Source organism: Asticcacaulis sp. DW145, from assembly GCF_037101385.1.
Taxonomy (GTDB): Bacteria; Pseudomonadota; Alphaproteobacteria; order Caulobacterales; family Caulobacteraceae; genus Asticcacaulis; species Asticcacaulis currens.
The window spans coordinates 99,998-112,726 of sequence record NZ_AP029026.1; the positions used below are offsets into that span (position 1 = coordinate 99,998).

At 59.6% G+C, this 12,729-nt stretch carries 11 protein-coding genes; 2 read left to right on the top strand and 9 right to left on the bottom strand.

What is annotated here, in order from left to right; genetic code table 11:
• Positions 1–3: 3 nt before the first annotated feature.
• On the bottom strand, positions 4–561 hold the full coding sequence (locus tag AACH73_RS17560) for a carboxymuconolactone decarboxylase family protein (protein ID WP_272740908.1): 558 nt from the start codon (positions 559–561) through the stop codon (positions 4–6).
• A 117-nt stretch (positions 562–678) separates the two neighbouring features.
• Here AACH73_RS17560 and AACH73_RS17565 point away from each other — a divergent pair, with 117 nt between their 5' ends.
• Complete coding sequence (locus AACH73_RS17565) at positions 679–1,572, top strand: LysR family transcriptional regulator (RefSeq protein WP_338736533.1); 894 nt, start codon at positions 679–681, stop codon at positions 1,570–1,572.
• Positions 1,573–1,609: 37 nt separating this feature from the next.
• Here the strand turns inward: AACH73_RS17565 and AACH73_RS17570 are convergent, their stop codons facing one another.
• Both AACH73_RS17570 and AACH73_RS17575 read right to left on the bottom strand, forming a co-directional pair.
• Positions 1,610–3,055 carry a S41 family peptidase gene (locus tag AACH73_RS17570; RefSeq protein WP_338736534.1) on the bottom strand — a complete coding sequence of 482 codons (1,446 nt, stop codon included), beginning with the start codon at positions 3,053–3,055 and terminating at the stop codon, positions 1,610–1,612.
• Between the two features lie 14 nt (positions 3,056–3,069).
• A complete protein-coding gene (locus AACH73_RS17575; RefSeq protein WP_338736535.1) occupies positions 3,070–4,155 on the bottom strand; it encodes a serine hydrolase domain-containing protein in 1,086 nt (361 codons plus the stop codon).
• A 165-nt stretch (positions 4,156–4,320) separates the two neighbouring features.
• Between AACH73_RS17575 and AACH73_RS17580 the strand changes: the two genes are divergently transcribed.
• The gene (locus tag AACH73_RS17580) at positions 4,321–5,337 is read left to right on the top strand and encodes a glycoside hydrolase family 43 protein (RefSeq protein ID WP_338736537.1); all 1,017 of its coding nucleotides are present in this window, start codon (positions 4,321–4,323) and stop codon (positions 5,335–5,337) included.
• A gap of 375 nt (positions 5,338–5,712) precedes the next feature.
• Here AACH73_RS17580 and AACH73_RS17585 read toward each other — a convergent pair whose 3' ends face one another.
• From AACH73_RS17585 to AACH73_RS17610, 6 genes are all read right to left on the bottom strand, one after another.
• Positions 5,713–5,988 (bottom strand): HU family DNA-binding protein, encoded by a 276-nt coding sequence (locus AACH73_RS17585; RefSeq protein WP_338736538.1) that lies wholly within the window; start codon positions 5,986–5,988, stop codon positions 5,713–5,715.
• A 162-nt stretch (positions 5,989–6,150) separates the two neighbouring features.
• Positions 6,151–6,528, bottom strand: a complete 378-nt coding sequence (locus tag AACH73_RS17590; RefSeq protein WP_338736539.1) for a DUF5615 family PIN-like protein — start codon at positions 6,526–6,528, stop codon at positions 6,151–6,153.
• Entirely contained in the window at positions 6,525–7,145 is a 621-nt protein-coding gene (locus AACH73_RS17595; protein WP_338736540.1) for a DUF433 domain-containing protein, read from the bottom strand. Before AACH73_RS17595 ends, AACH73_RS17590 begins: the two co-directional genes overlap by 4 nt.
• 475 nt (positions 7,146–7,620) lie before the next feature.
• Complete coding sequence (locus tag AACH73_RS17600; protein ID WP_338736541.1) at positions 7,621–8,955, bottom strand: gluconate:H+ symporter; 1,335 nt, start codon at positions 8,953–8,955, stop codon at positions 7,621–7,623.
• A 2-nt stretch (positions 8,956–8,957) separates the two neighbouring features.
• Complete coding sequence (locus AACH73_RS17605; RefSeq protein ID WP_338736574.1) at positions 8,958–11,966, bottom strand: glycosyl hydrolase family 28-related protein; 3,009 nt, start codon at positions 11,964–11,966, stop codon at positions 8,958–8,960.
• A 35-nt stretch (positions 11,967–12,001) separates the two neighbouring features.
• A complete protein-coding gene (locus AACH73_RS17610; RefSeq protein ID WP_338736542.1) occupies positions 12,002–12,550 on the bottom strand; it encodes a gluconokinase in 549 nt (182 codons plus the stop codon).
• Positions 12,551–12,729: the final 179 nt, after the last annotated feature.

The following is a 12,729-nucleotide window of genomic DNA, read 5'->3' on the forward strand; positions in this document are numbered from 1 at the left end:
CGCTCAGGCTGTCCAGGCGAGGGCCGGGTCGCTCATAAACCCTTCCTTGGGCGTATGGGTCAGGTGATTGGTGTAGTTGGAGATGGTTTTCACCGCGATGATCGTAACGACCTCCAGCACCTGCGCCTTTGTAAAGCCCGCCGCCAGGAAGGCGTCCACCGCCGCATCTCCGGCAAAGCCGCGTTCGCGCACCACGGTTTCGGTAAAGAGGCGCAAGGCCTGTAGTCTGGCGTCGGTGACCGGCGCACGGTTACGCAGAGCCTGGATGACACCTTCGTCCAGATGGGCGTTACGCGCCAGCCAGGTGTGACCCATGGTGCAGTATTCGCAGGCGTGCAGCACGCTGACGGTTAGATAGACGAGCTGAAGCTCTGCCGGGCTGAAGGTTGTTTCGGCGGCGACGGCGGTAAACAGCCCGTCATAGGCCGACAGAGCCAGCGGACTTTCGGCCAGCGTCCCTTGCAGTTTCGGCGTGAAGCCCCAGGCCTTGTGTACGGCTTCAAGGCGCGCCTTTGAACCGGCCGGCGCGGAGTCGATCGAATGAACGGTAAAGAGGGTCATGGTAGGGGTCCTGTCTCGTGAGGCGTCGGGAGTGGTGCTCCGTGATCACCTTATATGCGCCGTTAAATCCGCAATAAATTCATAGACAGGCATGATACTCATGCGTATTTTGCATGAATGGACACGCAGGCGCTCGACCTCTTTGTTGCCGTTGCTCACGCCGGAGGCTTTGCCGCCGTCGCGAAAGAACGGTTGCTCGATCCCTCGACCGTTTCGCGCGTCATTGCGGGACTGGAGGCGGAGCTGAATGTCCGCCTCTTTCAGCGCACGACCCGCTCGCTCAGCCTGACCGAAGCGGGGGCGCTCTATCTGGCGCGCATCGAACCCCTGTTGGATGAGATGCGCCGGGCAGCCGCCGAGGCTTCCAACGTCAATGCCGAACCCAGAGGGGTTTTGCGGCTGACGGCTTCGGTGGCTTTCGGAGTGCAGCAGATTGCGCCTCTGGTCGGCGAGTTTTGCGCCCTCTATCCGGGTCTAAAGCTCGACTGTGTCTTCACCGACGCCAATCTCGACCTTGTTCAGGAGCGCATGGATCTGGCTATCCGCCTGGCCCCGGCGATTGAGGGTGATCTGGTCGCCACCCGGCTTTTTTCAACCCGCTATCATGTGGTGGCAAGCCCCGACTATATTACGCGTGCCGCGCCAGTCACCGAACCGCGCGACCTGCTCACCCACCGATGCCTGCTTCTGGGATTGCGCGCCTTTCGCTCGACATGGAAGTTCAGGGATGCGCAGGGTGCGCTCGAAGAGGTGTCGGTGGACGGGGATGTGGTCATCTCTACCCCTCTGGCCCTGCGCGCCGCCGTGCTGTCAGGCGGCGGTCCGGCTCTGCTGTCCGGCTTTCTGATCGCTGACGATCTGCGCGCCGGGCGTCTGGTCGATCTTTTCCCCGACCATCGTCCGACCCCGACCACGTTCGATACGGGCGCGTGGGCCATCTACCCCAGCCGCGCCTATCTGCCGAACAAGGTGCGGGTGATGATAGACTTTCTCAGATCGCGCCTGAGCTAAGGCCGGAATATCGAAATGCCCTCTGTTATCTGCGGTGTCAGGCCTTCGGCTGAGTGCGGATCCACGCGGCGGCAGCGTCCATAGCCGTATCGCGTCCGAGCGCAATATCCTGCGCGGTCGGGGCGACAAGGACGTCCGGATCTATGCCCTTGTCCGGTTGCGGGGTAGGGGCGAAATAGCCAACCAGAGGCAGGTCGAATTCGATGCCGCTTTGCGGTAGCTGAGTGAAAAAGAAGCCGCCGCCATTGATGCCTTTGAGATTGCCGCCGGTCTGGCGTCCGAACAGTTTAATGCGGCCCGTCTGGCGCGCCGAATAGATAAAGCCGAAGGTGGCGGAGCTGTTGGCGGGCCCGATAAGGGCGGCCACAGGCACGCGCAGCTTTTTGGCCGAGGGTAAAAGTGCGGGCACCGTGTCCCTGGCGGGGCGTTCTATGAACCCGTCGTCCAGCTTACGCCCGCCGACTCCAATGGTTTTAAAGCCTTCGTCCCACGTCGAAACGTGGGGTGCCAATACGTCCGGTACGGTTTCAAAACGCACCTTTTCCACGAAGTTGAAGGCCTGGGTCGGTCGGTCGATCAGGCGACGCAGCAGCGGGTTGCCGCAGTCATCGCCCCCTTCATTGCCGCGAATATCCATGATCAGCCCGCGCGCGCCGCTCAGGCTGTCGAGGCGGTCTTCCAGCCATTCTTCCCACTTCCACGGGCTGTTCCACATGGCCCAGCCGGGCATGTCGAGCACGGCGATACCGTCATCGCGCATCGTCCAGGTCCAGCGCGGGTCCGGGCTGTCTTCGGGCACGCGGGTGATCGTCGCCTGACGCGCCTTCAGCGTCATCACCGGCACCTCGACCTGTCCGGCGCGACCATCCGGCCAGACGACGTCGAGCTGGTGGGTGTCCCCGGACGGCGGGCACAAAAGCCCCTGAAAGACGTCGAAAAACTCAATGGTTTCCGTCCCCTGTACACTGAGGAGAGAGCGGCGCTTGCCGCCGTTGTGACCATCGGCACGGCTAACCGGCAAGAGGCGCGCCAGCATTTGCGCCACCGGCAGACCGTTGACGGACGTCACGCGCGTACCGGGGCTCAGCTTATCGGTGCCGCTAAAGTCCTGCCGCACGATCATCTCGTCGCCCAGCCACTCGAAGTAGAAGGGCAGGCGGGTCGGGAGGTCGAACAGGGCCGTGACCGCTGCTGTCTTCTGGTTGAAGAAATTGCAGTAGCTGTGGCCGCAATTGAGCGAGGAGAGGAAGCGTGACAGGATCAGATAACGGCTTTCGCTCGAAGGGGTTGCCTCATAGGCGCGCTCAACGGCATCAAGGCGCTCGGCGATTTCAGCGGGCGTGTTGTACCGCAACAGCCCCGGATGAATAGCCATCGCCGCCCGGAACACCGTCATGTCCTCGGAGCGGCCGGATCTCGACCATGCCCGACCGGACAAGGTGGCACTGGCCGCCAGGGCGGTGAGGAGGGTTCGTCTATGCATCTTGTGTCTCCCTGTTAGCGGCACCAGGCGGCGACGACTAAGTCCCGCATGAACCCCTTATCCTGCCAAAGCTGTCCCCAGTCGGTGGCGGCGGTGCGGCTGAAGGCGATGATGACCCCCTGCCGCTCCGGCCAGATGAGGTTGAGCGTCTGCACATTGCCGACCGCACCGCGTCGTTCAACGACCGTCATAGCCTGGGCGCAGCCCGTGGGCTTGACCGTGTAGGCCCAAGCCCCCAGCGCCACATAGCCGAGCGACGGTTCTCCTTCCCACAGCGCTTTCAGGCTGTCACGCGACAGCAGGCGTCCGGACATGAGCGCCGTATCAAAGCGCATCAGATCACGTGCCGAGCCCTTTATGCCGGCCGCCGCCTCATAAACCGACAGGGACAGGACCGGCTCCGGCGCGCCGTCGCTATCGACTGCGGTGAAGGGCTCGCGATCGCCCGGCTGGTAAAGACGCAGGGTTTTCAGGCCCAGTGGCCCGCTGATCCGCTCTTCGAGAAGCTGAGCGAAGGGACGTCCCGTCACCTTTTCCAGCACATCCGACAGCAGATAGTAGTCGCAATTATTGTAGTGGAAGGCCTCCGGGTCAGCACGCAACGGCCCGCGGCAAAACCCGTGATCGGCCTTGTCGTGGCTATAGAATTGCGCCACGCCATCGGCATTGGCCGGCGTTTCGGAGGGGTCAGGCAGGCCCGACTGATGCCGCACGAGCGCTTTAACGGTGACGTTTCCGGAGGGAAGGTCGGCAAATTCCGGCAAGACCGCTTTCAAGGGCGTATCGAGCGACACCTCCTTGCGTTCGACTGACATCATCACCAGCACGGCGGTAATCTGCTTGCTGATCGAGGCCAGTCGCCACGGCGTGTCCAAAGTCGCGGCCTTGCGGGTTTTTGAAAGCCGGCCGGCGGGGATGGCTTCGGTGGACTGCCCCTCTACCGAGGCCACCACAATGCCGTTAAAACGGCCCGCGGCATTTTCCGCAGTGACGATGGCTTTGAGCGGTGTTTGCGCGCACGCGGGCAGGGCCAACAGCCCAGCCATCAGAGAAAGGCAAAGGGAAAGACCCCGGCCGGAGCCACGTTTCGCTGCGCGCATGATCTGGCTCCCTTTGTCTGTCTTATGTACGCATAGGAGGGCCATTCCGATGAAGAGTCCAGAAAACTTTGATACGGGAGCCGCTATTAGGGGGCTGTACGGAAGACAGTTTACTCAGACAAATATCAGTGCCACATTGCCCTAAACAGATACGGGAGGTTTATCATGATCCGGTCAGGATGGATGCGGGCGTGCGCGGTGGCGGGCGTGTCCGCCATAGCGGTTTACGCGATGTCGTTTTCGGGGTCCGTGCAGGCCGCGCCGAAGGGCGGCAATCCGTTGTTTACTGACGCCTTTACCGCCGATCCTGCGGCTCTGGTGGTTAAGGACACCCTCTACCTTTATGTCGGCCATGATCAGGCGACGGGCGATGAGATGTTCACCATGCGTGAGTGGCTGGTCTATTCCACCAGGGACATGAAGACCTGGCAGGCGCACGGGCCGATCATGAAGGCCACGGATTTCAAATGGGCGATCCGCGATTCCTGGGCGTCGCAGGTCGTGGAACGCAATGGCAAGTTCTGGTTCTATGCCGCAGTCGAACACGACAAAACCCATCCGGGCAAGGCCATAGGCGTCGCCGTCTCCGACAGCCCCACCGGCCCCTTTGTCGATGCGCGCGGCTCCGCCCTGATCAGCAATGACATGACGCCACAAGGGCCGCACACCTGGGACGATATCGACCCCACCGTCTATATCGAAGACGACGGCACGGCGTGGCTGATCTGGGGCAATGCCAACTGCTATTACGCCCGCCTAAAGCCCAACATGACCGAACTGGACGGCCCGATTCAGCAAATTCCGCTGCCGAAATATGTCGAGGGGCCCTGGATCCACAAACACGGTCAGACCTACTACCTGACCTATGCTTCGATGGATAAGGCGGTGTCTAACGACGAGTTGATCTCTTACGCCACCGCGCCTTCCATAACCGGGCCGTGGACCTATCGTGGCGAGATCAGCGGGCCCGCGGAAAACAGCTTCACCATCCATCCGGCCATCGTCGAGTTCAAAGGGCAACCCTACTTCTTCTACCATAATGGCAAGCTGACGCTGAACGGCGAAAAGGGCGGGCTGGGTCGTCGGGCCGTGGCGGTCGAACATCTCTATTACAATGCCGATGGCACGATTAAGCCGATCGTCCACACGACCGAGGGCGTCTCGGTTCCGCGACAAAAATAGGCAGTGTGATCCTCGCAAACCGCCTTAGCGGTTTTAGCTTTCTGTCGATCATCGAGTGCGGGGGCGACGCGATTGTGAAATCGGATCCGAAACCGAGCCCTTGGAGGTGGGAACCAGGCCTTGGCAGATGTGTGCGGTTACTCACTTCATTGATCGAGCTTCGGATGACGCTCGACTCAAACTATGTGGCGGGCAACGAGATAGACCGTCACGTCGCGAACTATCAATCGTGTGTGGTGGAGCCGGGTTTGCGGTTCCAACGATAAATTCGCAAACCACAGGATCGGGTCGATGTGCATTTGAGAGACCCCGCAATCGACGGCTCTTATGAGCCCCGGGGGTTATCCCGGGGCTTTTGCCGTTTGGAGCGCGGGTCTACGCGTTCAGTCGATCCTTAACCGCCTTGCCCGGTTGGAAGACCAGCTTCTTTGAGGCGGCGATCTGGATGGTAGCGCCCGTCGAGGGGTTTCGCCCTTCGCGTGCGGGCTTTTCCTGGACCTTGAATTTGCCGAAGCTCGGAAAGTTGACTTCCTGCCCCAGAACGGCCGCTTCCACGATGCTGCCAAATACCGTGTCAACGATGGCCCTGGCCGCCGTCTTGGTCACGCCGTGTTCGGTTGCGATTTTGTCGATGAGGTCAGAGGTATTCATGGATCTGTCTCCGATTGAAAGTCTCTGACTTGCCTTCCCGGACAGGCATTGGCAATACCCTTGGTCAGGTATCCACCGTAAGAACCAATGGGCCTTTAATGATGATGGTGAGCAGGGAGACAAGTAGCCACGAGGTCATCGGGCTCTGGTTTATGAGGGTAGTCAATCGTCAGGCAGGTCGTAAACCTCGAGCCTCACCTCATCGCCGTCGATCACAATCTCGACAACTTCGTTTACAAGCCGCCCGTCAGGACCAAGGTAAGTCAATAGAGCCGCCAGGAGCTCGCGTTGCCGTGCAGGTGGGACCTGCGGAATGATAATAATTAGACCCGCGTGGAGGGATTCTCGGCGGTACAGACGTCGGAAATCGGCCGCGTTGTTGGTGACGAAGGTATAGTCCCCGTCGATAATCCGCGGCATGAGGTCCCAGTCCGTCGTGCCGCTGAGCCCGAGCCAGTTCACATGATCGCAATGATGGCCGGCCTGCTGCGCCACCTCTACCAGTGAGGTGTGGAGGCACTCGTCGATCAGGAACCTCACGCGCCCACGCCCGACAGCTTTCCAAGCGACACGCTGGACCGGAGGGTGCCGCTTTTTTCTGGCAGCTTTTTGGGGCGCCCCACGGCCGGATGCGCAGCCGCCCAGACCCGTGCCAGTTCCAGCCGCCGCGCGTTGAGTTTCGGATACCCCTCAAGGAGTTCGGCCTCTGACGCTCCGTCGCGCAGCATGGTGGCCACAAGCCGTACAGGGATACGCGTGTCTTTGAAGACGGGTTCACCACCCATCACGGCCGGGTCTGCCGTGACGTCCGATTCCGCCTCTGTCAGGTCCTTCACGGCTTTCTCGATTTCCTTGCGAGCCGCCGCGACGTCGACGATGAGGTAATCACCGGCCTTGACCGTTTTCGCTTTTGGCTCGCGTTCAATCTCTGCAAAGAGCGCAAGCCTTCGCTCCTGGCTTAAAGCGCCCCCGACTTCTTTCCAGAGTTTGAGTTTCAGAACCGCCAGATCAGACAGTATGCGTTTCGACTTCACAATGCCGGGCCGGGATTGAGCAACCACGATGTGCTTGTCGATCGCGTTGTGAACCGCTTTTACATCCACACCTGTAACGGCAGCGGCCTGGGCAGGGGTAAAGGTTCGGGACAGCGCTGGCATAATTATTCTCCTATGGAAGGATAATTATCATGGAGTGAGGGCTGAGTAAATTCCGATAGAAGGGGAAGATCGACAGGCAATTCAGCTCTGCCATTTTTCATTCCCATACATAAAGCCAAGGCGTCTTAATGGGCAGATGATAGGCCGCGCTTCCGCTTGTTATTTTCGGGCCAGCCCGCTCATCGCATACGACTGGCCCTTCTGGCCTCACCTGGCCATTAGACTTACTTTGGTGCGCGGTCGTCGCATTCAGTTGGCTATCGATCCCTGACTCGGCAAGATGCCTATGTACCTCCTTTTCGCGATTTTCGTTTGGGTACCGAATTTGACGGCCACACCTCTTAAAGCTTTTGACTGGAGCTGTCTGGCTATTTCCGTTGCTCTCGCCGGCGCCTTATGGACGCTAGGTGATTTGCAGCGCGAGACCGCTTAGGTCGGCCAGCACCTTCCCGGTGTCTGCTACGATGTCAGAAGTTCAGACGCACAGGCTAAGCAAGAGCGTAAAGATGAGGCCGAAAATGCCCACAAGCCCCTCCATTAGGGTCCATGTTCTCAACGTATCTTTCACGGACAGACCGAAATACTCCTTGAACATCCAGAACCCGGAATCATTGACGTGACTGAACATCAGGCTGCCAGCCCCAATCACCAGAACCATCAGGTTAGGATTGACGCCGGAAAGCTTAACCAAGGGCGCGACGAGCCCTGCCGCGGTTAGCCCCGCCACGGTCGCCGAACCGAGCGACAGGCGGATTACGCCGGCGATCAGCCAACCGAGCACCAGGGGCGGAATGGGAAGATTTTTGAGCAGCAGGCCAAGCTGTTCGTTGAGGCCACCGTCGATAAAGATCTGCTTTAGGGCGCCAGCACCAGCTATAATCAGCAGGATCGGCGCAATTTCGCGCAAGGCCAGGGAGGAGCCCTGCATCAGTACGCTCAGCTGTTGGCGCTGACCGATACCAAGGGTCACCAGTGCGACCATTACCGAGATTAGCATAACGATCATGGGATTGCCGAGAAAACCAATCAGGGATTTTGTCTCTGGGCTCAGGCCCTGCACATAGCCGAGCCCCGTAGACGCGGTTAAAAGGATGACCGGTAACAGCGCGGTGAGAAAACTGGTGGAGGTGGACGGCAATGCGTCTTCGGCGGTCTCATCCATAACAAAGAGATGTGGCGGGTTAGAGAGGATGCCCCGCGCGCTCAGCGCAAACACAGGACCTGCAATCAGCGCGGTCGGTACACCGACGATAAGACCGTAAATGAGCGTCAGGCCCATATCGGCGCCAAACATCGGCACGATAGCCGCCGGAGACGGGTGCGGCGGCAGGAAGCCATGCGCTATGGATAGACCCGCCATAACCGGCAAGGCCAGATAAACGAGACCTCCTCCGGACTGACGGGCAACAGAAAAGATCAGCGGCACCAGAAGGACAAAGCCCACGTTGTAAAAGAGGGGTATGCCGACAATGAAACCCGTCAGGCACAGGGCGAGGGTGATCCGCCGGTCACCGAACCCCGTTATCAGGACCCGGGCTATTTTCCTCGCCGCGCCACTATCGGCGATGATTTTCCCGAATATGGCCCCCAAAGCCAGCAGAACCGCAAGCGAACCCACCATACTGCCTATGCCGCTCTCGATGGAATGCGTGATCTTATCGAGGGGCATCCCCAGCATCAGGGCCGCCAGAAGGGAGGCTATCACGAAGGCGAGAAGCGGTTGAACCTTGAGCCAAGCGATCAGGCCAATCAAGGACGCGACGGCGACCAGAACCACGACGATCGCAAGGGTATCATGCGTCAGTGACATAGTCAGAACCCCTTGACGCTCAGGCTGTACAGGGTGTGGTGTGTCAGGATGAATAGGGTTTGCCGGTCAGGTCCGCCAAACAACAGTTGCAGCGGCCTCTCGGGAGTGTCGATCCGGCCCATTGGGTCGCCGTTGGCGCCGTAGACAAAAATCTGCCCGTTGGCGACGAACATCCGGCCCTGCGCATCTACGGCGACGCTTTCACCGGCACGCTCGGTGAGGGGTTTCAGGTCAGTGAGCGTCCCTCCCTGACCAAGGATCCCGGAATAAATGCGACCCTCTGACCCGTTGCTGACCCGTATGCGTTCACCCAATCTGCCTGTCACAAAGCCATAAGTGTCTAACGTGTCTGAAAATCTCCATCCGAGGAAATTTGGAGGGCCTTGCCTGTGCACACGAAACGCCGGAAGGACAAGGCTTCCATCGGGCGATACATATTCCAGTGCTTTGGGCACGCCCATGTCACGGCGGAACATCTCAGCGAGCGTGGTAAACTGGTAGGTAACCGGATCCAGCTGATCTCTGAACTCACCGTTGTTCCACAGATTGCCGGGGAAGGCGATGATGGCATCGGGGTGCACGGCGGCAGGCCTTGGCGCAATGCGGGTAATCGGGGCAGTGGGTGTCCACGGATCGAAGCTGAAAACGGACGTGTCCGAGCCGTCCGACGAGAGGACCATGAGCTGCCCGGAGCGGTCAACGGCCAAATTTACCGGATCCAGAGGCGCATCTGCAACGACTTCGAGACCGCGCGTTTGGGACCATCGATAGATGCGATGGAAGTGGTGATCGACAAAGTAGAGATTGCCCTTATCGTCGACGGTGCCGCCGCTAATAGAATAAAAGCCGTCTTCACGCTTCTCGACAATCGCGGTCTCCAGTCCTCTTGGGCGAGGCGTCGCCGGAGGCTGCGGCGGGTTGGCTGAAACATCGAGGACCGCAAATTGACGCTCACGGACCTCAAGCTTGTGCGTCACGTCGGTGATGGCGTTTTCAAAGGGAAACTTGCTGGCCCTCAGATACGTGCCGCACCCTTCCGTATCACAGGCGGCATAGCCACTTTCCGCATTGGTCGACATGTTACGGAAGCGGATATTATCAACGTTGAAGAGTTTCACCGCCGTGGCCGCCGGCTTGAGGCTGCGGGTTACACGATACGCGTGATAGTTAGCGAAAAGGATGTTTTTTGAGTTCCGCACCTCGAGGGACATCGACTCGAGGCCATCTACGACCTCCTGCTCGGTTTGTGGCGCCAGAAACTCCCAGTTTTCGACGCCATCCAGTACGATCTCGTGACGGTTATGGTGCTCAGCGGAAAGCTCATAAACATGGCCTGGGGTTTTGGTGTTACTGACGTAAAAGCCGGCGTCCGACATGGTGTTGGGCGTCCAGTTTCCGACGAAGTAGCCGCCTCCGCCATCTGTCACCCAGATACCGGGGTACTGCCCATCCATCCGGAAAGAGGGGTTGGAAAAATCGACCCGTTTGCCACTGGGCAAAAGCGTGCCGTGTCCACCATGAATTCGGACATCCTCGACCAGCGAGCGCTCTCCGGCCCTCCAAATCAGAGCGGTCGCCCGGGGGTTGACCCCCCCGGTGAAGAGGCCCACCCCACTGATGACAGCCTCCCCGCCACGCGCGCTTTCGACCAGGGCCTTCGCGTTGCCAACGCCCTGATAGGCTGGGGTCTTCTCCGCCAAAGTGATCTGGGTTGCACTGGGGTGCAGTCCAATCAGGACGCTGTCTGATCGCAGATGCAGCGTGTCGCTGACGAGATAATGGCCGGAAGGCAGGTAGACTACGCGGTTGGCGTCGATGGCACGCTGTAACGCCTGCGTGTCATCGGCCATCCCATCTCCGACGACACCGTGCGCTCGGACATTGGTCCACTGATCGACGGGCGGCAAGGCGGGCAACACCGAGCCGCCCCAGGCAGGCATCTTGTCCAGTCGCTTTGCTGTAAATGAAGTGGCCAGACGGCCCATTTGCCCAGGCGCCTCAATCTTGAGGCCGTGGCTGAACTCAGACACCCGATAAACAGGCGCCGGCGCGTTCAAAATCTCGCCTGACTCGCGAAACCGGACAAAAACGGGCACCCTTGCGGCTAGGGCATTGTCAAAGCCGATCTGGGTGAAGGGGCTGTTTTCATTGCTGATAATGACGGCCGCCTGGGAAACACGTTCAAATCGAACGTCTTTGCCCCACAGGCTGTCGCTGTACCCTCTGTCAATTTCGATACCGACGGGCGTGTCTTTGATCTGGACATTAATCAGAGTGAGATCCACTTCGTGCTCGCGGATGGCCGCGTCACGCTGCCCCTCGAAGGTGGCGTCAATCAGTGTGAACTGCCAGGCAGGCGAGGTCTTCTCTGTGACGATACCATAACGGCCGCCAAAAAAATGAAGGTCTTCGGCGACATTGCCGGCCTGGTAAATACCCGCAAACCCAGAGTCGAGATGGAAGTCGATATGGCTTAGAAAGGCATGCTGGGCGATCCGCATCCGAACACCAGCGGCAGCCGGGTTCCCTTTGCCCATCTCGAAATCAACATTGGACAGGGCTGAATAAAAGGTACCGGAATTGGCATCTCGTACAATGGCTGTCTCGGGACGTGCCGACGGGACAGGTACGGGTACCTGTCCGCTTTGATATTGATCCGCTCCGGTGAAGATGACCATGGTGGCCACCCCGTGGTCGAAGCCCGGCGTATGATCGCCTAAGACCAGGACGGGCCGTCTGGCACCGACGCCGTTCAGTCTGACAGCCGGAGGGATGAGCAAACTCTTTGTGATGCGATAGCGCCCGCTGGGCAACCACACGATACCCCCGGCACCTGAGTTTGCGGCGGTATCTATGGCCTGTTGAATGGCCAGGGTGTCATCGGTCCTGCCGTCACCCGCCCCGCGGACGGTCACAGCCTTGGGATCCTCAGGCGCGACCCGGTAAACAGACTCGTGAAGGGCGGCGGACTCTGCGCAGGTCACGCTGACCAGATATACCGTCACGCACATCATTATCAGGCGTTTTAGGGCCATGGATAAGACCTTCATAAAGTAGCTTGAGGGGTTTGGATTAAGAGATCTGCGGTTTGGGGGGAGAGGTTTGCCAGCGCATACCTCAGGCATGCGCCTGTGGACCTCAGGCCGTCGATTCGGAGGACGCTCTCTTCCGGGCCGGGAGGCTCCAACGTCGCGAACTGACTGTCGACCAGACTGGCTGGCATATAATGGTTCGGCCGTCTCTGAAGTCGGGCACGGGCGACGTCAGGTGAAAGCTCCGGAAACACAAATACAATGGGTGTTCTGCACCGTGATCTCAGCATCTGACGGTAAGAGTGACGCAAGGCTGAACACGAGACCACGCATCCATTATCAGGCGACGCGCGATCCAGCGCTTGGGCGACACGTTCGAGCCACGGCCAGCGATCCTCATCGGTCAGGGCAATCCCTGCGGACATCTTTGAGACATTGTCTTGGGGGTGGAGGTCATCGCCTTCGATGAACTTGTAGCCTAACGCTTGAGCTATCCCTTTGCCGAGTGTGGTCTTGCCGCACCCGCTGATGCCCATAACGACGATAGCGTGTGGGGTTGGCATAATTACCTCGCGGGTCGGGCCGAAGCGCGCCGAGGAAAAGGAAACATGCTTCCCGGATGGGGCGGGAGAAACGTGGTCCGGGAAGCATGCCGCCCGCACCGCTCGGGTTAGAGAGCCGAGCGGCGGGCGAAGTGAGATGACTTGGAAGCGTTGAGGGACACCTTGAGCCCTTGCAGGTC

Bases quoted from the DNA above. Each gene is read 5' to 3' on its own strand.
- AACH73_RS17560 (WP_272740908.1), bottom strand. From the start codon at position 561: ATGACCCTCTTTACCGTTCATTCGATCGACTCCGCGCCGGCCGGTTCA.
- AACH73_RS17565 (WP_338736533.1), top strand. From the start codon at position 679: ATGGACACGCAGGCGCTCGACCTCTTTGTTGCCGTTGCTCACGCCGGA.
- AACH73_RS17570 (WP_338736534.1), bottom strand. From the start codon at position 3,055: ATGCATAGACGAACCCTCCTCACCGCCCTGGCGGCCAGTGCCACCTTG.
- AACH73_RS17575 (WP_338736535.1), bottom strand. From the start codon at position 4,155: ATGCGCGCAGCGAAACGTGGCTCCGGCCGGGGTCTTTCCCTTTGCCTT.
- AACH73_RS17580 (WP_338736537.1), top strand. From the start codon at position 4,321: ATGATCCGGTCAGGATGGATGCGGGCGTGCGCGGTGGCGGGCGTGTCC.
- AACH73_RS17585 (WP_338736538.1), bottom strand. From the start codon at position 5,988: ATGAATACCTCTGACCTCATCGACAAAATCGCAACCGAACACGGCGTG.
- AACH73_RS17595 (WP_338736540.1), bottom strand. From the start codon at position 7,145: ATGCCAGCGCTGTCCCGAACCTTTACCCCTGCCCAGGCCGCTGCCGTT.
- AACH73_RS17600 (WP_338736541.1), bottom strand. From the start codon at position 8,955: ATGTCACTGACGCATGATACCCTTGCGATCGTCGTGGTTCTGGTCGCC.
- AACH73_RS17605 (WP_338736574.1), bottom strand. From the start codon at position 11,966: ATGTGCGTGACGGTATATCTGGTCAGCGTGACCTGCGCAGAGTCCGCC.
- AACH73_RS17610 (WP_338736542.1), bottom strand. From the start codon at position 12,550: ATGCCAACCCCACACGCTATCGTCGTTATGGGCATCAGCGGGTGCGGC.